Genomic DNA, 22,385 nt, shown 5'->3' with positions numbered 1-22,385 from the left:
CGGCCGGCCGCGAGGTGAGGCCGGGCCGGTCGGCCACCCTTGTCCCGGGGGGCGAGGCCGGCGGGCGGTCGTCCCCGGTCCCTGGGGGAGGCAGGCGGTCGGTCGCCCTGGTCCCGGGCGAGGCCGTCGGGTGGTCATCCCTGGTCCCCGGGTGAGGCCAGCGCCTCGGTGACGCCGTCCTCCTGCGGCCCGAGGAAGTGCGGGTCCGGCCGCAGACCGGCGTCGAGCGCCGCCTTGCCCGCCGCGAACAGCTCCCGGGTCGTGCCGTAGTACCAGTTGTGGTCGTGGGGTTCGGCAACCCCGACGCCGTACGCGTCGACGCCCGCGCGCCCGCACAGCGCGACGGCCCGCTTGATGTGGAAGTCCTGGGTGACGAGCACGGCCCGGTCGACACCGAAGACCTTCCGGGCCCGGACGCAGGAGTCCCAGGTGTCGAAGCCCGCGTAGTCGCTGACGATCCGGTCGTCGGGCACCCCGCGCGCGGTGAGGTAGGCGCGCATGGCGCTGGGCTCGTCGTACACGGTCCTGCTGTTGTCGCCGGTGACCAGGAGGACCCGGACCTTGCCCGTCCGGTACAGCTCGGCGGCCGTGTCGAGCCGGTGCGCGAGGTAGGGGGTGGGGCGCCCGTTCCACAGTCCGGCGCCGAAGACGACGGCGACGTCCCGGGCGGGCACGTCGGCGGTGGTACGGAGTTTCCCGGCGGCGGCGGTGTGCATCCAGGTGGAGGGGAGGAGGGCGAGGACGGCGCCCGCCACCACGGCCTGGACGGTACGGCGCCGGGCCCTGGTGGTGCGGGGGACCAGCCGGGTGAGCCGTGCCGGCATGCGGGAACCTCCGTGGGTGGCGGGTCGGTGTCGGTGTGTCACCCCGTCCGACGCGCCTCGGCGGGATTCGGTTCGCCGGCGCCCCGGCCTGTTCCGTACAACACACCCGCCAGGACCATGCCGAGCACCATGCCGAGGAGCTGGGCGGCGGTGAAGGCGGGCACCGAGGCGGGGGCGATCCCGGTGAAGGAGTCGGAGAAGGCCCGGCCGACGGTGGCGGCCGGGTTGGCGAAGGAGCCGGAGGAGGTGAACCAGATCGCGGCGCCGATGTAGCCGGCGACGGCGATCGGGGCGAGGGCGGGGCGGCCGGTGTGGCGCAGGCCCTGGACGACGAGGACGAGCCCGGCGGTGGCGACGGCCTCGCCGAGCAGCAGGTGCGGCGCCGCCCGTGACTCGGTGGCCCAGGCGCCGGGTGCCCGCCCGAACATCGCCTCGGCGAGCAGGGCCCCCGCGACGGCCCCGGCGAGCTGGGCGCCGATGTAGGCGAGCGCCTCGCGCCCTCCTCCGTGCCCGGGGCGCCGGGACCACCACTCGGTCAGCGTCACGACGGGGTTGAAGTGGGCCCCGGAGAGCGGGCCGATGAGGGCGATGAGCAGCCCGAGGCCGAGGGCGGACGCGGTGGCGTTGGCGAGCAGCCGGACGCCGATGTCCTGGCTCAGGGAGTCGGCGCGGATGCCGGAGCCGACGATGACGGCGACGAGGGCGCCGGTCCCGATGAACTCGGCGGCGACGCGCCGGGGGAGGGCAGGCGGGGACATTCTCATAACGGAAAAGATATTCCGTGATTCGGAAGGAAAAAAGGGGGGGAGGGTCACGTGCGGGTCCCCGTACGATCCGCGCATGATCATCGATGCCGTCCCGGGGGACGCGGTCCGCAACAACGCCGCGTGGTGCCAGGCCATGTGCGCCGCCCACGGACACCCCGGCACCTTCGGCCCCCGCGCCTGGACCAGCGCCCGCCGCGCCCCGCTCTACTACCCGGACGCGGTGACGCTCACCGAGGAAGCGGACGCGAAGGACGTCCTGACCGGCATCGACCGGACCACCCCCGGCGCCTCCGTCAAGGACAGCTACGCCCGTCTCGACCTCGCGGCCGAGGGCTTCCGCCTCCTCTTCGAGGCCCGGTGGATCCACCGGCCGGCCGGCCTCCCCCGGCCCCCGGCGCCCGCCGGCTGGCACCCGGTCCGCACCCCGGAGGCACTCGCCGCCTGGGCCCTGGCCTGGAGCGACGGCGACGCCGACGAGGCGGCGCTCTTCCGCCCCGAACTCCTCGCCGACCCGGCGACGACGATCGTCGGCGGGTACGCGGCCGACGGCCGGATCCTCGGCGGCGCCGTCCTCAGCGACGCCGCCGGGGTCACCGGAGTCTCCAACCTCTTCACCGCAGGAGACGCCGACCCGTCCTACGCCTGGGCGGGCGCCCTCGCCGCCGCACCCGGGGGACGCCCCGTCGTCGGCTACGAGTCCGGCGACGACCTCGCCCCCGCCCTCGCCGCGGGCTTCGGGGAGACCGGCCCGCTGCGGGTGTGGCTGGACGCCTGACACGGACGCGGGGGTCACGGTGAGGGCGTGGCAAACAGTCGTGACCCCCGCGCAACGGCCCGGCAACGTACGGCCGTCAGGATCGGTCCATGACCGATCCGGACAGCACGTTCGACAGCGCCGCCGAACTGCTCGGAACGATCACCGCGCAGCTCGGAACCCAGCTCGGCCACGTGCGTCCGTACGGCCCCCGGCCCCGGAAGCACGAGGAGGAGGTACGCCCGCCCATGAACAGCACCCCCACCCGCCCCGCACCGTCCGCCGCCCCCGGCGGCCCGGCCCCCACCCTCGTCGCCGTCGGTCACGGCAGCCGGGACCCCCGCGCCCGCGCCACCCTGGAGCGGCTGCTCGACCGGGTCCGCGAGCTGCGGCCCGGACTCGACGTCCGGCTCGCCCACATCGAGCTGAACGCCCCGCTCCTCGACGCCACCCTCGCCGGGCTCGCCGCCGAAGGCCGGGACGCCGTGCTCGTCCCCCTGCTGCTCGCCCCCGGGTACCACGTCACCCACGACCTGCCCGCCGCGGTCGCCGCCGCACCCGCGCTCCGGGCCCGTGTCGCCGAGCCGCTCGGCGCGCACCCGCTCCTCGTCGAGGCCCTCGCCGACCGGCTCGCGCGGGCGGGCTGGACCGACGAAGACGGGGCCTCCCGCAACACCGGCGTCGTCCTCGCCTCCGCCGGATCCCGCGACCCCCGGTCGGGCGCCGAGATCCGCCGTATCGCCACGCTCCTCAGCGAGCGGCTCGGCGGCGCCCCCGTCGTCAGCGCCTACGCCTCCGCCGCCGCGCCCACCGTCCCCGAGGCCGTCCGCGCCCTCGCCGCCCGGGGCCGCCACCGGGTCGCCGTCGCCTCCTGTTTCACCGCCCCGGGTCTCTTCGCCACCCGCGCCACCGCCGCCGCCCCCTGGATCGCCGCCGCCCCGCTCGGCGCCCACCCGGCCCTCGCCCGCCTCGTCCTCCACCGCTACGACCGGGCCCGGGTGGCACCCACCCGCACGCGGGAACTCGCCACCGTCTGAGCGCTTCTGTCGGTCCCTGCGGTTACCTTCGGATCATGGCAGGCATGCGAGGCAACGACGGCAGCGACGGCGACCACGGCATCACCAACATCACCGGCATCACCGACATCAGCGACACCCCCGGCTACGACCCCGCCGCGACCGAGCGATGGGCCGCCGAGCCCGACAAACGCCCCGGACGCACCGCCTTCCAGCGCGACCGCGCCCGGGTGCTGCACTCCGCCGCGCTCCGCAGGCTCGCCGGAAAGACCCAGGTCGTCACCCCCGGCACCCTCCCCCAAGCTTTCGGCTTCGCTCAAGCAGGGGGCGCCCCCAGCCACGCCTGGGACGCCAGTCCCCGCACCCGGCTCACCCACTCCCTGGAGTGCGCCCAGGTCGGGCGGGAACTCGGCGCCGCCCTCGGCTGCGACCCCGACCTCGTCGAGGCCGCCTGCCTCTCCCACGACATGGGCCACCCGCCCTTCGGGCACAACGGCGAGCAGGCGCTCAACGACGTCGCCAAGGACTGCGGCGGCTTCGAGGGGAACGCCCAGTCCCTCCGCCTCCTCACCCGCATCGAGCCCAAGCGCTTCGTCAAGAACGAGCAGGGCGAGCTCGTCAGCGTCGGACTGAACCTCACCAGGGCCACCCTCGACGCCGCCACCAAGTACCCCTGGGCACGCGGCGACCACCCCGAGGACCCCGGCTCGCCCAAGTTCGGCGTGTACGAGGACGACCTGCCGGTCTTCGCCTGGATCCGCCGGGGCGCCCCCGCCGACCGCAAGTGCTTCGAGGCCCAGGTCATGGACTGGGCAGACGACGTCGCCTACTCGGTGCACGACTTCGAGGACGGCCTCCACGCCGGGCACATCCACCCCGACCTGCTGCTCGCCGAGCCCGAGCGCGCCGACGTCTTCGCGGTCGCCGTCGGCCGCTACGTACCCGAGGACACCGACCCGCAGGAGCTCGCCGAAGCCCTCGACCGGCTCGTCGACCAGGAATGGTGGCCGCACGGCTACGACGGCTCCGCCGTCGCCCAGGCCCGCCTCAAGGACGCCACGAGCCAGCTCATCGGCCGTTTCTGCCTCGCGGCGGAGGGCGCCACCCGGGGTGCGTGGGGTTCCGGCCGCCTCACCCGCTACGGCGCCGAACTCGTCGTCCCCCGCGAGGCCCGCAACGAATGCGCCGTCCTCAAGGCCGTCGCCGACCGGTACGTGATGCAGCGCGCCGAGCAGGAGACCCTCCGCGCCGACCAGCGCGTCGTCGTCGCCGAACTCGCCGAGGCCCTCGTCGCCCGCGCCCCCGACGGACTCGAACCCCAGTTCCGCTCCGCGTTCGACGCCGCACCCGACGACCGGGCCCGCAAGCGCGTCATCGTCGACCAGATCGCCTCCCTCACCGACGCCTCCGCCCGCGCCCTCCACACCCGCCTCCGCCCCCACCACGCCTGACGGCCCCCTTCCGCCGTACTCCCGCGTGCGGGACGCTCGCATGCACGCCCCGGGGCGGTACGGCCGGACGAACGCCCGGGGGCGTAGGTTGGAAACGGTCGCAACGAGGAGGTAACGACGTGGTCGACGCGGATCAGACCTTTGTCATCGTCGGAGGGGGCCTGGCCGGCGCCAAGGCGGCGGAGACACTCCGCTCCGAAGGGTTCAACGGCCGAGTGATCCTCATCGGCGACGAGCGCGACCACCCCTACGAGCGCCCACCTCTCTCCAAGGGCTACCTCACCGGCGCCAAGGAACGCGACAGCGCCTTCGTCCACGACGCCGCCTGGTACGCGGCGCACGACATCGAGCTGCACCTCGGACAGCCCGTCACCACTGTCGACCGGGAGGCCCGCACCGTCCGCCTCGGTGACAACACCGTCATCCGCTACGACAAGCTGCTCCTCGCCACCGGTTCCGAGCCCCGCCGCCTCGACGTCCCCGGCACCGAACTCGCCGGCGTCCACCACCTGCGCCGGCTCGCCCACGCCGACCGCCTCCGCCAGGTCCTCGCCGGCCTCGGCCGCGACAACGGCCACCTGGTGATCGCCGGCGCCGGCTGGATCGGCCTCGAAGTCGCCGCCGCCGCCCGCGGCTACGGCGCCGAGGTCACCGTCGTCGAATCCGACCCCACCCCGCTCCACCGGGTCCTCGGCCCCGAGCTCGGCCAGCTCTTCGCCGACCTCCACACCGCCCACGGCGTCCGTTTCCACTTCGGCGCCCGGCTCACCGAGATCGTCGGCCAGGACGGCATGGTCCTCGCCGTCCGCACCGACGACGGCGAGGAGCACCCGGCGCACGCCGTGCTCGCCGCGATCGGCGCCGCCCCCCGTACCGCCCTCGCCGAGAACTCCGGACTCGCCCTCGTCGACCGCGCCGACGGCGGCGGCGTCGCCGTCGACGAGTCGCTGCGCACCTCCGACCCCGACATCTACGCCGCAGGTGACGTCGCCGCCGCCCACCACCCGCTGCTCCACACCCGGCTCCGCGTCGAGCACTGGGCCAACGCCCTCAACGGCGGCCCCGCCGCCGCCCGCGCCATGCTCGGGCAGCCCGTCTCCTACGACCGCGTCCCCTACTTCTTCTCCGACCAGTACGACCTCGGCATGGAGTACTCCGGCTGGGCGCCCCCGGGCACGTACGACCAGGTCGTCGTCCGCGGCGACACCGGCAAGCGCGAGTTCATCGCCTTCTGGCTCAAGGACGGCCGGGTCCTCGCCGGGATGAACGTGAACGTGTGGGACGTCACAGACCCCATCCAGCGGATCATCCGTTCCAGGGCGGCCGTGCACCCCGACGCCCTCGCCGACCCGTCCGTCCCCCTGGACAGCCTGGTCCCGTAGGGTCCGCGCCCCCGTAGACTTCACGCGTGGCAGGCAGGATCAACGATGACGACGTGAAGGCGGTCCGGGACGCGGTCCCGATCGACGCCGTCGTGTCCGAGTACCTCCAGCTCCGCAACGCGGGCGGCGGAAACCTCAAGGGCCTCTGCCCCTTCCACGACGAGAAGTCGCCCTCCTTCCAGGTCAGCCCCAGCAAGGGACTCTTCCACTGCTTCGGCTGCCAGGAGGGCGGCGACACCATCGCCTTCGTGATGAAGATCGACCACCTCACCTTCTCGGAGACGGTCGAGCGCCTCGCCGCCAAGGCGGGCATCACCCTGCGCTACGAGGAAGGCGGCTACAACCCCGGCCACCAGCGCGGAGAACGCATCCGCCTGGTCGAGGCGCACCAGGCCGCCGCCCAGTTCTACACCGACCAACTCGACTCGCCCGAGGCCGAGATCGGCCGCACCTTCCTCGCCGAGCGCGGCTTCGACCAGGCCGCCGCCGCCCACTTCGGCGTCGGCTACTCCCCGGCCGGCTGGGACCACCTCACCCGCTACCTGCGCGGCAAGGGCTTCTCCGACAAGGAACTGATCCTCTCCGGCCTCTCCCAGGACGGCCGCCGCGGCCCCATCGACCGCTTCCGAGGCCGCCTCATGTGGCCGATCAGGGACGTCGGCGGCGAGATCGTCGGCTTCGGCGCGCGCAAGCTCCGCGACGACGACAACGGGCCCAAGTACCTCAACACCCCCGAGACCCCGATCTACAAGAAGTCCCAGGTGCTCTACGGCATCGACCTGGCCAAGAAGGACATCGCCAAGGTCAGCCGGGCCGTCGTCGTCGAGGGCTACACCGACGTCATGGCCTGCCACCTCGCCGGCGTCACCACCGCCATCGCCACCTGCGGCACCGCCTTCGGCGGCGACCACATCAAGATCCTCCGCCGGCTCCTCATGGACAACGGCTCGGCCCGGGTCATCTTCACCTTCGACGGCGACGCCGCCGGCCAGAAAGCCGCCCTGCGCGCCTTCGAGGACGACCAGAAGTTCGCCGCCGAGACGTACATCGCCATCGCCCCCGACGGCATGGACCCCTGCGAACTGCGCCTCGCCAAGGGCGACGAGGCCGTCGCCGACCTCGTCAAGCCCCGCACCCCGCTCTTCGAGTTCGCCCTCCGCCAGATCGTCAAGCGGTACGACCTGGAGACCCCCGCCGGCCGGGCCGCCGCCCTCGACGAGGCCGCACCCATCGTCGCCCGCATCAAGAACATCGGCGCCCAGCACGAGGTCGCCGTGCAGCTCGCCGGCATGCTCGGCATCCTCGACACCCAGTTCGTCGTCAAGCGGGTCGCCCAGCTCGCCCGCTGGGCCCGCGACCGGGGCGGCAAGGGCCCCGCGCAGCAGACCCCCCAGCGCGGCTACGACATCCACGCCCCCGCCCAGGCGGCCGCGGGCCCCGCGCTCAACCTGCGCAGCCCCGCCCACCGCACCGAGCGCGAACTCCTCAAGCTCGCCCTCCAGCGCCCCGAACTCGTCTCCCCGGCCTTCGACGCCTACGGGGCCGACGAGTTCACCGCCCCGCCCTACGCGGCCGTCCGCCAGTGCGTCCAGGACGCGGGCGGCGCCACCGGAGCCCCGCCCGACTACCTCGCCGCCGTACGCGAGGCAGCCCCCAACGACACCGTCCGCGCCCTCGTCACCGAACTCGCCGTCGAGACGATCTTCGCCAAGACCGTCGACGAGGCCTACGCGGGAGACCAGCTCGTCACCGTCCGGCTCCGCGCCGTCGACCGCCGCATCCGCGACGTCCAGGGCACCCTCGCCCGGCTCGGCGCGAACGGCGACCCCGAGCAGCTCGCCGCCGTCCAGAACGAACTGTGGATCCTCACCCAGTACGGGCAGTCCCTGCGGAACAACGGCGCCGCCGCGCTCTGACGTACGTTCCGTCACGCCCCGGTCTCAAAAAGTCACCGCACGCCCCTCGTGGCGGCGATGTGTCGTACCCCACACTGGACGACGGTGCCGTTCCGCCCCTCCAGGAGGTCGCCCGCCGTGCAGACCGAGACCCGGACCGAGTCGCAGGAGCCTTCCCTCGGCGAACCGGACGAGCCTCCGGAGACCCCGCCGCAGCGCCCCCGCCCCGACGCCGGCGGCAACGCGCCCTCGTCCGACCTCTTCCGCCAGTACCTCCGCGAGATCGGCCGCATCCCGCTGCTCAGCGCCGAGGAGGAGGTCGAACTCGCCCGCCGCGTCGAGGCCGGACTCTTCGCCGAGGAGAAACTCGCCGGCACCCCCGACCTGGACTCCCGGCTCGCGGGCGACCTGGACCGGCTCGTCGTCCTCGGCCGGATCGCCAAGCGCAGGCTCGTCGAGGCCAACCTCCGCCTCGTCGTCTCCGTCGCCAAACGGTACGTGGGCCGCGGCCTCACCATGCTCGACCTCGTCCAGGAGGGGAACCTCGGCCTCATCCGGGCCGTCGAGAAGTTCGACTACGCGCGCGGCTACAAGTTCTCCACGTACGCCACCTGGTGGATCCGCCAGGCGATGTCCCGGGCCCTCGCCGACCAGGCCCGGACCATCCGCGTCCCCGTGCACGTCGTCGAACTCATCAACCGGGTCATCCGCGTCCAGCGCCGCATGCTCCAGGAACGCGGGTACGAACCCACCGCGGAGGAGGTCGCCGCCGAACTGGACGTGGCCCCCGAGCGCGTCGGCGAGGTACTCCGCCTCGCCCAGGAACCGGTCTCCCTGCACGCCCCCGTCGGCGAGGAGGAGGACGTCGCCCTCGGGGACCTCATCGAGGACGGCGACGCCGCCTCACCCGTCGAGTCCGCCGCCTTCCTGCTGCTCCGCCGCCACCTGGAGGACGTGCTCTCGACCCTCGGGGAACGCGAACGGAAGGTCGTCCAGCTCCGCTACGGCCTCGACGACGGCAGGCCCCGCACCCTGGAGGAGATAGGGCGCCTCTTCGGTGTGACCCGCGAACGCATCCGACAGATCGAGTCCAAGACCCTCGACAAGCTCCGCGACCACGCCTACGCCGACCAACTGCGCGGCTACCTGGACTAGGGCCTCTCCGCACAGCCCCGTCCGGCCGACCCGTGCCGCGTCGACCGCGGCACGGGCCGGCCGTGAACCGGCCCCGGGTCAGTCGACCTCGGCCACCGCCTGGGCGAACTGCGCCGCGTACAGCCGGGCGTACGCCCCGCCGGACGCGAGCAGGTGCTCGTGCGTGCCCTGCTCGACGATCGACCCGTTCTCCATCACCAGGATCACGTCCGCGTCCCGGATCGTGGAGAGCCGGTGCGCGATCACGAACGAGGTGCGCCCGTGGGCCAGGCGCGCCATCGCCTTCTGGATCAGGACCTCCGTGCGGGTGTCGACCGAGCTGGTGGCCTCGTCGAGGACGAGGATCACCGGGTCGGACAGGAACGCCCGCGCGATGGTGATCAGCTGCTTCTCACCCGCGCTGACCCCCGCCCCGTCGTCGTCGATGACCGTGTCGTACCCCTCGGGCAGGGTGCGGACGAACCGGTCGGCGTGCGCGGCCCGCGCCGCCTCCTCGATCTCCGCCCGGGTCACCGCCCGCGTGGCGCCGTACGCGATGTTGTCGGCGATGGTGCCGCCGAACAGCCAGGTGTCCTGGAGGACCATGCCGATCCCGGTCCGCAGCTCCTCCCGGGACATCTTCGCGATGTCCGCCCCGTCCAGGGTGATCCGGCCGCCCGTCACCTCGTAGAACCGCATGAGCAGGTTCACCAGGGTCGTCTTGCCCGCCCCCGTGGGCCCGACGATCGCGACCGTCTGCCCCGGCTCCACCGTGAGCGACAGGTCCTCGATGAGCGGCTTGTCCGCCTCGTAACGGAAGGAGACGCCCTCGAGGGCCACCCTGCCCTTGAGGTCCGCGGGCGTCTCGCTCTCGCTCTTCGGGGCGTCCGGCTCCTGCTCCTCGGCATCGAGCAGCTCGAAGATCCGCTCGGCCGACGCGACGCCCGACTGCACCAGGTTCGCCATCGACGCGACCTGCGTCAGCGGCATGGAGAACTGGCGCGAGTACTGGATGAAGGCCTGCACGTCACCGATGGACAGCGTGCCGCTCGCCACCCGCAGCCCGCCGACGACGGCCACCAGGACGTAGTTGATGTTCGAGATGAAGAACATCACCGGCTGCATCACACCGCTGTTGAACTGCGCCTTGAACCCGGCCTCGTAGAGGGCGTCGTTCTGCTCGCGGAAGTCCGCCGCGGACTCCGCCTGCCGACCGAAGACCTTCACCAGGTTGTGCCCGCTGTACATCTCCTCCACGTGCGCGTTGAGCGCGCCCGTGGACTTCCACTGCTGGACGAAGTGCGGCTGCGAGCGCTTGCCGATCCGCGCCGCGACGAGGACCGAGACCGGCACCGTGACCAGCGCCACGAGCGCGAGCAGCGGCGAGATCCAGAACATCATCGCGAGCACGCCGACGATCGTGAGCAGCGAGTTGATCAGCTGGCCCATCGACTGCTGGAGCGTCTGCGAGATGTTGTCGATGTCGTTGGTCGCCCGTGACAGCACCTCGCCGCGCTTCGCCTTGTCGAAGTACGAGAGGGGAAGCCGCGCCAGCTTCGTCTGGACGTCCTCCCGCATCCGGTAGACCGTGCGGTTGATCACCTTGATCGACATGCGGGTGGAGACCAGCATGAGCAGGCCCGCCGCCACGTACACGCCGAGGACCACGAGCAGCACCTCGCCGACGGCGGAGAAGTCGATCCCCCGCCCCGGCGTGAAGTCGACGCCGGTCAGCATGTCCGCCATGCCGGAGTCGCCGGCGGCGCGCAGCCTCGCGATCGCCTCCGTCTTCGTCCCGTCCTTGATCTGGTTCCCGATGACGCCCGCGAAGACGAGGTCGGTCGCCTTGCCGAGGATCTTCGGGCCGACTACGGAGGCCGCCACAGACAGCACACCGGCGATCAGCATCACCCAGAGCGCGCCGCGCTCGGGCGCCAGCTGCTTGACCAGCCGCTTTCCCGAGCCCTTGAAGTCCATCGACCGCTGGTCGGGGCCGCCACCGGCCATCATGCGTCCGCCAGGACCGGCCATCAGGCTGCCTCCGCCTCGGTGAGCTGGGAGAGGACGATCTCCCGGTACGTCTCGTTGTCCGCCATCAGGTCCCGGTGCCGTCCGGTGCCGACGACCCGGCCCTCGTCGAGGACGACGATCCGGTCGGCGTCCCGGATGGTGGAGACCCGCTGGGCGACGATCACGACCGTCGAGTCGGCCGTCTCCCGGGCGAGCGCGGCCCGGAGCAGGGCGTCCGTCTCGTAGTCGAGCGCGGAGAACGAGTCGTCGAACAGGTAGATCTCCGGCCGCTGCACCAGCGTCCGGGCGATGGCGAGCCGCTGCCGCTGCCCGCCGGAGACATTGGTGCCGCCCTGGGCGATGGGGGCGTCGAGACCCTTCTCGAGCTTCCGTACGAAGTCGGCGGCCTGGGCGACGTCGAGGGCGTGCCAGAGTTCCTCGTCGGTGGCGTCGGGCTTGCCGTACCGCAGGTTGGTGGCGATGGTCCCGGAGAAGAGGTACGGCTTCTGGGGGACGAGTCCGACGGTCTTCGCCATCAGTTCGGGGTCGAGTCTGCGGACGTCGACGCCGTCGACGAGGACCTCGCCGCCGGTGGCGTCGAAGAGCCGGGGCACGAGTCCGAGGAGGGTGGACTTGCCGCTGCCGGTCGAGCCGATGACCGCCGTGGTCTCACCGGGCCGTGCGACAAGGCCCACGTCCTTCAGGACGGACTCCTCGGCGCCCGGGTAGCGGAACTCCGCCCCCCTGACCTCCAGATGCCCCCGCCGGTCCAGCGTCCGCACCGGATCCACCGGCGGCACCACGCTCGACTCGGTCCCCAGGACCTCCTGGACGCGTTCCGCGCAGACCTCGGCCCGCGGCACCATCATGAACATGAAGGTGGCCATCATGACCGCCATCACGATCTGCATCAGATAGGCGAGGAACGCGGTCAGCGCGCCGATCTGCATCCCGCCGCTGTCGATGCGGTGCGCGCCGAACCAGACGACGGCCACGCTGGAGATGTTCACGACCGTCATCACCGTCGGGAACATCAGCGCCATCAGCCGGCCGGTCGCCATCGACACGTCGGTCAGCTCGGCGTTGGCCGCGCGGAACCGCTCCTCCTCGTAGGAGTCCTTCACGAACGCCCGGATCACCCGGTTGCCGGTGATCTGCTCGCGCAGCACCCGGTTCACCGTGTCGAGACGCTCCTGCATCGTCCGGAAGAGCGGCCGCATCCTCCGCACGATCAGCGAGACGGAGATCCCGAGGATCGGCACCACGGCGAGCAGCACGCCCGAGAGCGGCACGTCCTGGCCGAGGGCCATCACGATGCCGCCGACACACATGATGGGCGCGGAGACCATCAGGGTGAACGCCATCAGGACCAGCATCTGGATCTGCTGCACGTCATTGGTCGTACGGGTGATCAGCGAGGGCGCGCCGAAGTGCCCCAGCTCCCGCGCGGAGAAGGACTGCACCCGGTCGAAGACCGCACCGCGCACGTCCCGGCCCAGGACGGACGCCGTGCGGGCGCCGTAGAACACGGCGCCGATGTTGCAGACGACCTGGACGACGGAGACGCCGACCATCAGAGCGCCGAAGCGCAGGATGTAGCCGGTGTCCCCCGCGACGACACCGTTGTCGATGATGTCCGCGTTCAGGGTCGGCAGGTAGAGGCTCGCGCAGGTCTGCAGGAACTGGAGAAGCACGAGCAGGGCGATGGGTTTTCGATAGGGCCCGAGGTGGGTTCGGAGAAGTCTTATGAGCACGGCTCCTACTATCGCCCGCGCCCCCGAGACGTGACGACTCGTTTAGGGGGCGCGGCGAGCCCTGGTGAAGACTTTACGAACTGAACGCACCCGGGTGGATCTGCTCCCGCGTCGCCACGTACTGCTGCCGCACCGCCTGCCCCGCCGACCGGTCCTCGCCCGGCTCCAGGATCTGCGCGGCGGCGCCCTGCCAGGCCGGGGGAGTGGACGGCGACAGCGTGCCGCGCGCCACCCCGAGCGCCCAGGCGGCCTGCCGGGCCGCACCCAGCGCGGCGTAATCGGCCGGCTGGGGGACGACGACCTGCGCGCCGAACAGCGCGGGGGCGAGCGCCTGCACGGCCGGCAGCGCGGCCGCCGCGCCGAGCAGGAAGATCCGCCGTACCTCGACGCCCCGCCCGCGCAGCACGTCCATGGCATCGGTGAGCGCGCAGAGCATCCCCTCGAACGCGGCCCGCGCCAGGTGCTCGGGCTTCATCGACTCCCGCCGCAGCCCGCTGAGCGTGCCCGCCGAGTGCGGCAGGCTCGGGGTCCGCTCGCCCTCCAGATAGGGCAGCAGGACGAGCCCGGAGGCGCCCGGCGTCGACTTCAGGGCGAGCGCGGACAGCTCGTCGAGCGACTCGGCGCCCAGCATCTCGGCGGTGCCGCGCAGGGCCCGTACCGCGTTGGAGGTGTGGACGACGGGCAGGTGCATGCCGGTGGCGTCGGCGAAGGAGGTGATCATGCCGCTGTGGTCGGCGAGCGTCTCGTGGTGGACGGCCATCACGGAGCCGGAGGCGCCGAGCGAGACCACCGCGTCGCCGGGGCCGAGCCCGAGCCCGAGCGCGGCGGCCATCGTCTCGCCCGTACCGGCGGAGATGAGGAGCCCCTCGGGCGTGGTGCCGGCCGCCTCTGCGGGCCCGAGGACCTCGGGCAGCACGGCCTGGTGGCCGAGGGCCAGCTCGACCAGGTCGGGGCGGTACGCGCCGGTGCGGGCCGACCAGTAGCCGGTGGCGGAGGCGGCGCCGCGGTCGGTGGTCCGCCGGGCGGGGCGGCCGAGGAGCTGCCAGACCAGCCAGTCGTGCGGCTGGAGGACCATCGCGATCCGGCGGGCGTGCTCGGGCTCGGTGCGGGCGAGCCAGCGCAGCTTGGCGACCGGCTGTCCGGAGCCGGGCACGGAGCCGACGGCCTCGGCCCAGGCCCGGCGTCCACCCAGCGACTCCACGAGATCGGCGGCGGCCACCTGGGCCCGCTTGTCGTTGCGGACGAGCGCGGGCCGCACGAGGCCGCCCTGCGCGTCGAGCGGTACGACCCCGTGCTGCTGCGCGGACACGCCGATGGCCTGCACGCCCTCGAGGAGTCCGCCGGTCGCGGCCTCCCCGAGGGAGAGCAGCCAGGTCTGCGGGTCGACGTCGACGGCCTTGGGTTCGCCCGGATGAGGGGCGTACCCCTGCCGCAGTACGGCACCCGTGTCCGTGTCACAGACGACGATGCGTGTGAACTCCGCTGAGCTGTCGAGTCCGGCGACTATCCCCATGACAGGTGATTCTGCCGCACGCGGCGCGGTTCAGGTGTTGGTGGTGCCCCATTCGTCCTCCTCGACCCTCCCGTTGCCCATGCTCCGCTCGCGCAGCGCGTGGACCCGGTCGGCCACGGAGGGGGGCAGCCGGTCGCCCACCCGCTCACCGACGACGTGCATGGCCTTGCCCGCGACCTGCCGCCCGGTCTGGGCGGCGGACTCGGCGGCGTTGCGCACGGCCGGGTTCTGGGCGAACTCCTTGGCGGACTTCCTCAACTGCTCGTAGCGCTCGCGACCCGCACGTGTGCCGACCACGTAACCGAGGGCGAGTCCCATGACGAACGTCAGCTTGTATCGCATGGCCATCACCTTCCCTGGAGAGCTTCCCTGATGCATCGCGGTGCCCACGGCGAACCGATTGGCGGAGCACCCCCCTGCTTGCGCTAATGTATGTGTCGCAGCGAGCAACCGCCCGCCCGGAGCATCCGGAGTGGGTCCGTTCGGTGCGACGCAGCAATCCCCTGTAGCTCAATTGGCAGAGCAGCCGGCTGTTAACCGGCAGGTTACTGGTTCGAGTCCAGTCGGGGGAGCGCGATCCCCTGTAGCTCAATTGGCAGAGCATTCGGCTGTTAACCGGAGGGTTACTGGTTCGAGTCCAGTCGGGGGAGCGGAACGGAAGAGGACCCTTCGGGGTCCTTTTTCGCGTCTCGGGGAACCGTGCGGAGCGCGCCGTTGTCTTCATGGTCGGCAGAGCCGATCTTCCGGAGCAGGAGATCGTATGAGCGGCTATGCTGCGGCAGACGGCGCGCACACATGTACGCGCCTCACCGATCGGGGCGGTAGCTCAGCCGGTTAGAGCAGCGGACTCATAATCCGTCGGCCGTGGGTTCGAGTCCCACCCGCCCCACCACCGCTCGTGGTCGCAGGAAGGTTTTGCCTGGGACCGCGAGCTTTTTCATGCACCACACTGCACCGCCCCTGCGGCGCTTCCCGCGAGCGACACGCCGGGCGTCACCCGGACGCGGCGTCCGGTGCGCCCATGGCTTCCTGACGCGTCCTCCCGCCGTCCCGTATCCGGTTCCGGTTTCGGCGTCCAGGGGTGGGGGTTCCCTGCCCGAGGTCTCCGTGACTGGTCGGTAACGTTCCGTTTCTATTGTGATCTTCATCTCGTTGCATGACGGATGCGAAATGCGGTAGGGGTCCGGTGCGCCGGGTGTGCGGAGTCGATCTTCGTGGCGGTGCATTCACCCCACTTCCGTGCGTCGACGTCCGGTCCGGGCGTTCGGTCCCAGGGGGTGGGTGCCAGCCACCTGCCATGCCTGCCCCGTCGGCCCGCGGCTCCGGGCTCTTGGCTGATGGCACGTCAGATTCCGCTTGCCGTTCGGGCGCTGTGCTGCGATGTCTGCGCCGAGGACGCGACCGGATCGGTTCGACGCCAACATAAATACTCCTGTAGTCATCTGTTCTCATTCGGCCACTACGGTCCGGTTGCCAGTCATCCCCCGGTGGGTGTCTCATCTGTCCTCGGTCCTGGAGCAGACGGGACCTCCGTCCCGGGGAGGCGCAAGATCGAATCTGCCTGCCATGGTGCCGTTGGGGGTGAACGCCCGCTCGTCCGCCGTCTCCACGGCGTGTTCTGTGTTCGGACCCCGGGTTCCCGCTCGTCGGGCGGTTTGCAGCCATCACTGTCACGGATCAGCGCATCGGACCGGAGCGACACCCTGCGGACCCGCGTTCTCGGCCCGCTCCGAGTCCCGTTCCTCGGCCCCCTTCTCCGCTTGGCACACCAGGTGCCCGGGGCCGTCACGTACGGACACCGAAGGAAGGATTCGAAGAGTCAGATGCACAAGAACCCTGAACTTCCCGTCGGCCATACAGGCCGGGACTGCGCGACCCTCTGCGGGCGTATCTGCCCGATGTGCGTCGAGAGGCTGCGGGGGGAACTGCTCACCCTGCTCGGTCTGTACCGCGAGAGCGACCACGCCCTGACCCCGGGGCCCGCCCGGATGCGAGAACGGGTGAGCGGCACCAGATCCATGGGCACCGTGCTCGACGAGCGGACCGTGGAGATGCGCACGGAGGCCGCGGACGTGCTGGCCTCGTGGGCGCGGTTGGTCGTCGAGGAGCGCGGGGGGAAGGGGCTGCGGGGTTGCGACATCGAGTCGCTGGTGGCGTTCCTCCGCGACGAGGTGGAGTGGATCGCCGGGCACCCCGCCGCCGTCTCGTTCGACGAGGAGGTGCGCCGGCTGCTCCAGCGCCTCGGCGCCCTCTTCGGGCCGGCCCCGGTGCGGGGGATGCCCCTCGGGGCGTGCGTGGAGCCCGAGTGCACGGGCACGCTCCTGGCCGTCGTGCGCGGAGCCGGCGGCTCGTCCGCGGCCCTGAACCAGGTCTCCTGCGACGCCGGGCACACCCTGCCGCCGCGTCAGTGGCTGATGGTGGCGGGTCAGATGGCGAGGTGCTCGGAATGACGACACCGAGACGCAGGACCGTGTCGACCGAGCTGGCCGCGCTGGCCATGGGAGTGAGTGAGGCGACCATCCGCAAATGGGCCTCCCGCGGCAAGATCACCCGCTACGGAAGGAAGCAGCGAGCCGAGTACGACCTTGATGAACTGCTCACGTTGAGGGAGCACGGAGGACCCCTCCCCGCCGGTGGGCGTCCGGCGGAGAGCGCCTACGACTTACAGGGGGCCAGTGCGGGTGACCGGCCGCGCTCACACCTCTGACCTGCGACGATGGTGCTTTTCCGGTCGAGGGGGAGGGGGTAGACCCGTACAATATAGGTGGGTTGACGGTTCGGAAGATTGAGTGTCACACTCCTTTCGGCGGCTCCACGCGCTGATTCCATGATCGTTTGCGATCGGGCGAATCGGGCGTCGCGGCGGCCCGAGCTCTCACCAGAATCCGTGTCCGGCCTCGTGCCGGACGCGGATTCTTTTTTGTCCGCAGCAGCGAGAGGAAGTGTGGTCGATGTCCGTTTCTCCCAGTACGCCCGCCGGACAGTGGGCGGGTACGGTCACGCACGACGGCGAGGTGGACGACTACACCGTCACCTTCCAGGAGGACGGCTCGCTCGTCGTCGTCACGAAGAAGAGCACGGGCGCCGGCTCCTGGACCGCCACCGGTGACGACACGTTCTCGTTCTTCCTGCGGGAGGACTTCAACACGGACGTCACCCAGATCAGCCCCACCGGCTTCCGGGCCGCCTACATCAAGATAGACATCGAGGCCCGGCTCGCCGGTGACGGCAAGTTCACCGGCACGGGCAAGGCGGTCGTGCACGGCCCCGACGACACGGTGATCTACTCGACGGACGCCGAGACCGACGCGCACCGCGTCCCGTGACGGCGCCCGTGACGGGATCCGTGGGGCCCACGCTCGACGAACTCGCCGCCGAGGTGGCGCGGTTGTCCGACGTCGCGGCCCTGAACAACCTGATCGACCGCTATCTGGCGAGCCTGGACGAGGGACTCGCCGACACCCCGTCCGGCTCCGGCACCGCGCCCGGCGCGGGTTCCGGCACGGATTCGGGATCCGGCTCCGGCTCCGGCTCCGGTTTCGACGAGATGTGGGCCGCGTCCCTGTTCACCGAGGACGTGGAGCTCCTCTTCCCGGTGGGCAGCCACCAGGGTCTGGCCGGGGCCGACGGATTCCTGCGGCAGATCATGGAGCGCTGGAGCCGTACGCATCACCACGGCTCCCTCGCCTCCGTCGAGCCGGACGGCGACCGGGCCGCGGTGAGCTGGAGCCTGATCGCGTCGCACGTCCACTTCGGCTCGCCCGTACCGCCGCAGCCCTCCGCCTACTTCCAGATCGGCGGGCGCTTCACCGGCGTCGCGCGGCGTACGGCGGACGGCTGGCGGTTCGCGCGGCTGCGGCTCCGGATCGTCTGGAGCACCGGCTCTCCGCCCGGCGGAGTGACCGAGGTCGACGCCCGGACCCTCGAGGTCGTCGACACCCCTCGCTGAGGCCTTCCGGCCCGGCAACACCCCTTGCACCACCCCTGAGTTCCGAGGAGGAACTGTCATGCCCACCACACTCACGCCCGAGCAGCAGCGCGAACTCGTCGAGAAGGTCTTCCACGAGGGTCTGGACCTCGGGGACCTCACCGCCGCGGACCGCTATCTGACCTCTGACTTCCGCAACCACGGCAGTCACGACGACTCCATGCGGGGACCGGAGGCCTTCAAGCACACGATCCGCATCCAGCAGTCCGCGTTCAGTGAGATCAAGTACGAGATCCTCGACTTCATCTCGCAGGACGACCGGGCCGCGATCCGGTGGGTGATGCACGGCAAGCACACGGGTCCCTTCATCGGCATCCAGCCGACCGGGCTCCAGGTCCAGCACCAGGCCATCATCTGGTTCCGCTTCGAGGGCGACAAGATCGCCGAGCGGTGGGGTCTCGTGGACAACTTCACCCTGGAGCGCTTCCTGAAGTCCGGCGGAAAGCCGACCGGCCCGCTGACCCCCAAGGCCGCAGCTCCGCAGCAGGCCTGACCGAGCGGCGGGGGAGGGGAGGGCGGCTCCGGCAGGAGCCGCCCTCCCCTCTGTCCGAACTCCCGGTCCGCCCCCTCTGGCCGCCGCCCTGTTCGCCCCCTGTCCAACCCCCGGCCCCTGTCCGACCCTCCGTCCAACCTCTCCCACCCCTGTCCGGCCCTGAGCAGAGAACGAGGAGGCAGTCGTGCCCATCAACAGACGCGTGGCCCGCTTCAACAAGGCGGTCGCCAACCACTTCGTGGGCCCCGTCCTGAGCCGGATGCCCGGCTTCGGCAAGGTGCACCACCGCGGCCGCAAGTCCGGCCGTGCTTTCACCACCCCGGTCAAGCTGTTCCGCCGGGGCGAGGACATCGTCATCACCCTGCCGTACGGCCCCGGCTCCGACTGGGTCAAGAACGTCCTGGCCGCCGGGGGCTGCGAGATCACCACGCGGGGCCGGCGGATCGCGGTGTGCGACCCGGTGGTCTTCACGGACGACGGTTCGACCAAGATGCCCGCCCTGACCCGACGGATCCTGTCGCGGGTCGACGCGACCCAGTTCCTCTCCCTCACTCCTGTCGCCGCGCGTTCCGCGGCGACGGGCTGAGGGGCGCCCGGTGGTTTCCCCCGCGTCGCCCGTCAAGGTCGTGGTCGTGGTCGCCTCGGTGCGCGGCGGCAGGCTGGCACCGGATGTGGCCGGCTGGTTCACCGCGCTGGCCGGGCTCCGGGAGGACCTGGTCCTGGACGTCGTCGACGTGGCCGACCACGACCTGCCCGGAAGCCTCGACCCGCAGGATCCGGTGGCGACGGCGTTGCGGCCCCGGCTCGCCTCCGCCGAGGCGTTCGTCCTGATCGTCCCGGAGTACAACCGCAGTGTTCCCGGCCCCTTCAAGACCCTCGTCGACAGCTTCCAGGCCGAGTGGGAGGCCAAACCCGTCGGGTTCGTGAGCTACGGGCTCTCCCTGGCCGGTGGCGTGCGCGCGGTGGAGCACCTGCGGCAGATCTTCGCCGAGTTCCACGCGGTCGGCATGAAGGACGCGGTGCTCTTCCCGCGGATCCTCGAACACTACGACGCCCAGGGCCGGTTCCCGGCCGAGCCCGAGGGTGCGGAGGCCGCCGCCAAGCTCATGCTCGACCAGCTGCACTGGTGGGCGCGTGCCCTGCGCGACGCCAAGTCCGTACACCCCTACGGCTCCTGAGAACTTTCGCCCCTCCCTTTGGAGAACTGATGGCCGCTGCGATTGATCCCCTGCCCGACCTCCTGATCGCCATCCCCGCGGTGATCCTGCTCTGCAAGATAGGCGCGCGCCTGGTCCGCGGGGCCGGCCAGCCGCCCGTGGTCGGTGAGATAGCCGTCGGTCTGCTGCTCGGTCCCTCGTTCCTGGGGTGGCTGTGGCCCAGCGCGCAGGCGTGGCTCTTCCCGCCGTCGTCCCTCCCCTATCTGGGGTTGCTCGGCAATCTGGGACTGCTCATCTTCATGTTCCTCATCGGTCACGAACTCCAGCTGGGCTCGCTCCGCGCCCAGAGCGGCACCGCCGCGCTGGTGTCCATGGTGAGCATCGCCCTGCCCCTGGGGCTCGGCACGCTGCTTGCCCTCGGGATGTACGAGTCCTTCGCCCCCGAGGGCGTCGACCGGCTGCCGTTCGTCCTGTTCATCGCGGTGGCCATGAGCATCACGGCCTTCCCGGTGATGGCCCGGATCCTGTCGGACCGGGGGATGTACCGGACGCGGGTCGGTGTGCTGGCGCTGGCCTGCGCCGCGTTCGACGACGTGACCGCCTGGTGCCTGCTGGCGGCGGTGGTCGCCGTCTCGGCGGCCGGCTCCCCCATGGAAGCGGTCACGACGGCGCTGTTCGCGGTCGGCTTCGCCCTCTTCATGTTCGGTGTCCTGCGGCCGGTGCTGCTGCGGCTCTCCGCCCGCGCCGAGCGGACGTCCACCGACAGCCTGGTCCTGGTCCTGCTCTTCAGCGGCCTGTGCCTGAGCGCCCTCGCCACGGACCTGATCGGGGTGCACGCCCTGTTCGGGGCCTTCGTCTTCGGTGCGGTCACTCCGCGCGGCAGCCGGGTCATCGAGTACCAGGCGGCCCGGCTGAGGGCCTTCGCCGTTCCCGTACTGCTTCCCCTGTTCTTCGTCACCACCGGTCTGCGGGCGGATGTGTCGCTGCTGGCCGCGGACCCGGTGCAGTGGCTCTGGGCCGGTGCGGTCCTGGCGGTGGCGGTGCTCGCGAAGTGGGGCGGCGGGACCGGGGCCGCCCGGCTCTCCGGCCAGTCCTGGCGGGACGCGATGTCGATCGGGGCGCTGATGAACTGCCGCGGTCTGACCGAGCTGATCGTGCTGAACGTCGGGCTCGGCCTCGGGGTGATCGGCCAGGACCTGTTCACGATCCTGGTGCTGATGGCGCTGATCACCACGGCCGTGACCTCGCCCGCGCTGGACCGGATCCGCAAGGGGATGCCGGAGGAGGAGCCGGAGGTGGAGAAGAGGCCCGCGGACGAGCCGGTGGACGCCTCCCGGCAGTCGGTGGACACCACCCGGTAACGGCCGGAACCCCGGACTCCGTGGGCGCCGGGCCGGGGGGAGAGGGCCCGGCGTCGCAGAGTGCTTGGATCTGTGATGGTTCTCCAGTTGATAGTTAAGGACGTTGACGATAGTCTCCTCTCAAGCCGGACGCATGCAGGGACCGGACGCATGCAGGGAGAGGGAAGAGACGATGGGCGACTTCAAGAACCTCGACATGACGATGATGTTCGCCATCCACGACGCGCTCCGCCGAGAACTGGAGCGCATCGCGCGCATCACCTCCCGGGTGGACGAGGACCCGCGCCACGTGCTGAGCACCGCGGTCGGCTGGGAGCTGTTCAAGAAGTTCCTCACCGCCCACCACACCTCCGAGGACCTCACCGTCTGGCCGGCGATGCACAAGGCGCTGGACGGGCGCGACGCCCGTGCCGAGATCGCCCTCCTCGACGCGATGGAGGCCGAACACGCCGTCATCGACCCGCTGCTGACGGACATCGACGCGGCCCTCGCCGACCGCGACACGGGCACCGAACGCCTCGGCGGCCTCGTCGACACGCTGTACACCGACCTCCGTGCCCACCTCGACCACGAGGAGCGGGAGGCGCTCGCGCTCATGGACCTGACCATGAGCGCGGAGGAGTGGACGGCCTTCAGCGTCGAGCAGAAGAACCGGATCGGCGGCGACGCCAACCGCTACCTCCCCTGGCTCCTGGACGACATCGACGCCGCCCGGGTCGCCACCATCCTCGACAAGCTCCCGCCTCCCCTGCGCGCCGCCTACGAGACCGAGTGGCGGGCCGCCTACGAGGACCTGGACATCTGGGCCGTCAAGGACGCCGCAGGACGCTGAACCCCGCTCTCTCCGGGCCGGCCCGTCCCGCTCCTGGGGGTCGGGAAGGGGCCG

The 22,385-nt window shown here is 71.5% G+C and carries 21 protein-coding genes and 3 tRNA genes; 18 read left to right on the top strand and 6 right to left on the bottom strand.

The annotated features are described in order from the left end of the window. Positions 1 to 134: 134 nt before the first annotated feature. Together ABZ567_RS03180 and ABZ567_RS03175 are read right to left on the bottom strand one after the other, a co-directional pair. Positions 135 to 824, bottom strand: a complete 690-nt coding sequence (locus ABZ567_RS03180) for an ElyC/SanA/YdcF family protein (RefSeq protein WP_360784019.1) — start codon at positions 822 to 824, stop codon at positions 135 to 137. Positions 825 to 862: 38 nt separating this feature from the next. Beyond that, positions 863 to 1,588: an aquaporin gene (locus ABZ567_RS03175; RefSeq protein WP_360784016.1), complete on the bottom strand. Its 726-nt coding sequence runs from the start codon at positions 1,586 to 1,588 to the stop codon at positions 863 to 865. Positions 1,589 to 1,664: 76 nt separating this feature from the next. Between ABZ567_RS03175 and ABZ567_RS03170 the strand changes: the two genes are divergently transcribed. The 6 genes from ABZ567_RS03170 (at position 1,665) to ABZ567_RS03145 (ending at position 9,244) form a co-directional block, all read left to right on the top strand. Then, on the top strand, positions 1,665 to 2,366 hold the full coding sequence (locus ABZ567_RS03170) for a hypothetical protein (protein ID WP_360784013.1): 702 nt from the start codon (positions 1,665 to 1,667) through the stop codon (positions 2,364 to 2,366). 89 nt (positions 2,367 to 2,455) lie between these two features. Beyond that, positions 2,456 to 3,382 carry a sirohydrochlorin chelatase gene (locus ABZ567_RS03165; RefSeq protein ID WP_360784010.1) on the top strand — a complete coding sequence of 309 codons (927 nt, stop codon included), beginning with the start codon at positions 2,456 to 2,458 and terminating at the stop codon, positions 3,380 to 3,382. Between the two features lie 35 nt (positions 3,383 to 3,417). Beyond that, positions 3,418 to 4,812 carry a deoxyguanosinetriphosphate triphosphohydrolase gene (locus ABZ567_RS03160; protein ID WP_360784007.1) on the top strand — a complete coding sequence of 465 codons (1,395 nt, stop codon included), beginning with the start codon at positions 3,418 to 3,420 and terminating at the stop codon, positions 4,810 to 4,812. 119 nt (positions 4,813 to 4,931) lie between these two features. Continuing rightward, on the top strand, positions 4,932 to 6,194 hold the full coding sequence (locus ABZ567_RS03155) for an FAD-dependent oxidoreductase (RefSeq protein ID WP_360784005.1): 1,263 nt from the start codon (positions 4,932 to 4,934) through the stop codon (positions 6,192 to 6,194). Between the two features lie 26 nt (positions 6,195 to 6,220). Continuing rightward, the gene (dnaG, locus tag ABZ567_RS03150) at positions 6,221 to 8,110 is read left to right on the top strand and encodes a DNA primase (RefSeq protein ID WP_360784003.1); all 1,890 of its coding nucleotides are present in this window, start codon (positions 6,221 to 6,223) and stop codon (positions 8,108 to 8,110) included. Between the two features lie 117 nt (positions 8,111 to 8,227). After that, positions 8,228 to 9,244: an RNA polymerase sigma factor gene (locus ABZ567_RS03145; protein ID WP_360784001.1), complete on the top strand. Its 1,017-nt coding sequence runs from the start codon at positions 8,228 to 8,230 to the stop codon at positions 9,242 to 9,244. 78 nt (positions 9,245 to 9,322) lie between these two features. Here the strand turns inward: ABZ567_RS03145 and ABZ567_RS03140 are convergent, their stop codons facing one another. From ABZ567_RS03140 to ABZ567_RS03125, 4 genes are all read right to left on the bottom strand, one after another. Continuing rightward, positions 9,323 to 11,254 carry an ABC transporter ATP-binding protein gene (locus tag ABZ567_RS03140; RefSeq protein WP_360783998.1) on the bottom strand — a complete coding sequence of 644 codons (1,932 nt, stop codon included), beginning with the start codon at positions 11,252 to 11,254 and terminating at the stop codon, positions 9,323 to 9,325. Continuing rightward, positions 11,254 to 12,987, bottom strand: coding sequence for an ABC transporter ATP-binding protein (locus ABZ567_RS03135; protein WP_360783995.1), 1,734 nt, complete (start codon positions 12,985 to 12,987; stop codon positions 11,254 to 11,256). The genes ABZ567_RS03140 and ABZ567_RS03135 overlap by 1 nt, the downstream gene beginning before the upstream one ends. Positions 12,988 to 13,060: 73 nt before the next feature. Beyond that, positions 13,061 to 14,500, bottom strand: a complete 1,440-nt coding sequence (locus ABZ567_RS03130; RefSeq protein ID WP_360783992.1) for an FGGY family carbohydrate kinase — start codon at positions 14,498 to 14,500, stop codon at positions 13,061 to 13,063. Positions 14,501 to 14,530: 30 nt separating this feature from the next. Then, a complete protein-coding gene (locus ABZ567_RS03125; protein ID WP_360783989.1) occupies positions 14,531 to 14,842 on the bottom strand; it encodes a YtxH domain-containing protein in 312 nt (103 codons plus the stop codon). Between the two features lie 157 nt (positions 14,843 to 14,999). Between ABZ567_RS03125 and ABZ567_RS03120 the strand changes: the two genes are divergently transcribed. The 12 genes from ABZ567_RS03120 to ABZ567_RS03065 all read left to right on the top strand — a co-directional run bounded on the left by ABZ567_RS03120 (position 15,000) and on the right by ABZ567_RS03065 (position 22,331). After that, positions 15,000 to 15,072: transfer RNA gene (locus ABZ567_RS03120), tRNA-Asn, on the top strand. 5 nt (positions 15,073 to 15,077) lie between these two features. Further along, positions 15,078 to 15,150 (top strand) — tRNA-Asn (locus ABZ567_RS03115). 165 nt (positions 15,151 to 15,315) lie between these two features. Continuing rightward, positions 15,316 to 15,392: transfer RNA gene (locus ABZ567_RS03110), tRNA-Ile, on the top strand. Positions 15,393 to 16,323: 931 nt separating this feature from the next. After that, complete coding sequence (locus ABZ567_RS03105; RefSeq protein ID WP_360783986.1) at positions 16,324 to 16,950, top strand: OvmZ protein; 627 nt, start codon at positions 16,324 to 16,326, stop codon at positions 16,948 to 16,950. Next, positions 16,947 to 17,207, top strand: coding sequence for a transcriptional regulator (locus ABZ567_RS03100; protein ID WP_360783983.1), 261 nt, complete (start codon positions 16,947 to 16,949; stop codon positions 17,205 to 17,207). Before ABZ567_RS03105 ends, ABZ567_RS03100 begins: the two co-directional genes overlap by 4 nt. Before the next feature lie 244 nt (positions 17,208 to 17,451). Then, a complete protein-coding gene (locus tag ABZ567_RS03095) occupies positions 17,452 to 17,826 on the top strand; it encodes a dehydrogenase (protein ID WP_360783980.1) in 375 nt (124 codons plus the stop codon). An 8-nt stretch (positions 17,827 to 17,834) separates the two neighbouring features. After that, a complete protein-coding gene (locus tag ABZ567_RS03090) occupies positions 17,835 to 18,449 on the top strand; it encodes a nuclear transport factor 2 family protein (protein ID WP_360783977.1) in 615 nt (204 codons plus the stop codon). A gap of 58 nt (positions 18,450 to 18,507) precedes the next feature. Next, on the top strand, positions 18,508 to 18,981 hold the full coding sequence (locus tag ABZ567_RS03085) for an ester cyclase (RefSeq protein ID WP_360783974.1): 474 nt from the start codon (positions 18,508 to 18,510) through the stop codon (positions 18,979 to 18,981). Positions 18,982 to 19,165: 184 nt separating this feature from the next. Beyond that, positions 19,166 to 19,567 (top strand): nitroreductase family deazaflavin-dependent oxidoreductase, encoded by a 402-nt coding sequence (locus tag ABZ567_RS03080; protein ID WP_360783971.1) that lies wholly within the window; start codon positions 19,166 to 19,168, stop codon positions 19,565 to 19,567. Between the two features lie 10 nt (positions 19,568 to 19,577). Then, on the top strand, positions 19,578 to 20,159 hold the full coding sequence (locus ABZ567_RS03075; protein ID WP_360783968.1) for an NAD(P)H-dependent oxidoreductase: 582 nt from the start codon (positions 19,578 to 19,580) through the stop codon (positions 20,157 to 20,159). Positions 20,160 to 20,188: 29 nt separating this feature from the next. Beyond that, positions 20,189 to 21,499 (top strand): cation:proton antiporter, encoded by a 1,311-nt coding sequence (locus ABZ567_RS03070; RefSeq protein WP_360783965.1) that lies wholly within the window; start codon positions 20,189 to 20,191, stop codon positions 21,497 to 21,499. Between the two features lie 172 nt (positions 21,500 to 21,671). After that, entirely contained in the window at positions 21,672 to 22,331 is a 660-nt protein-coding gene (locus ABZ567_RS03065) for a hemerythrin domain-containing protein (protein ID WP_360783962.1), read from the top strand. The last annotated feature ends 54 nt before the right edge of the window (positions 22,332 to 22,385 follow it).

This window comes from Streptomyces sp. NPDC016459 (assembly GCF_040632845.1).
Classification (GTDB): Bacteria; Actinomycetota; Actinomycetes; order Streptomycetales; family Streptomycetaceae; genus Streptomyces.
The sequence above is the reverse complement of the archived record's forward strand: the minus strand, read 5'-3'. Positions and strand labels throughout refer to the sequence as shown.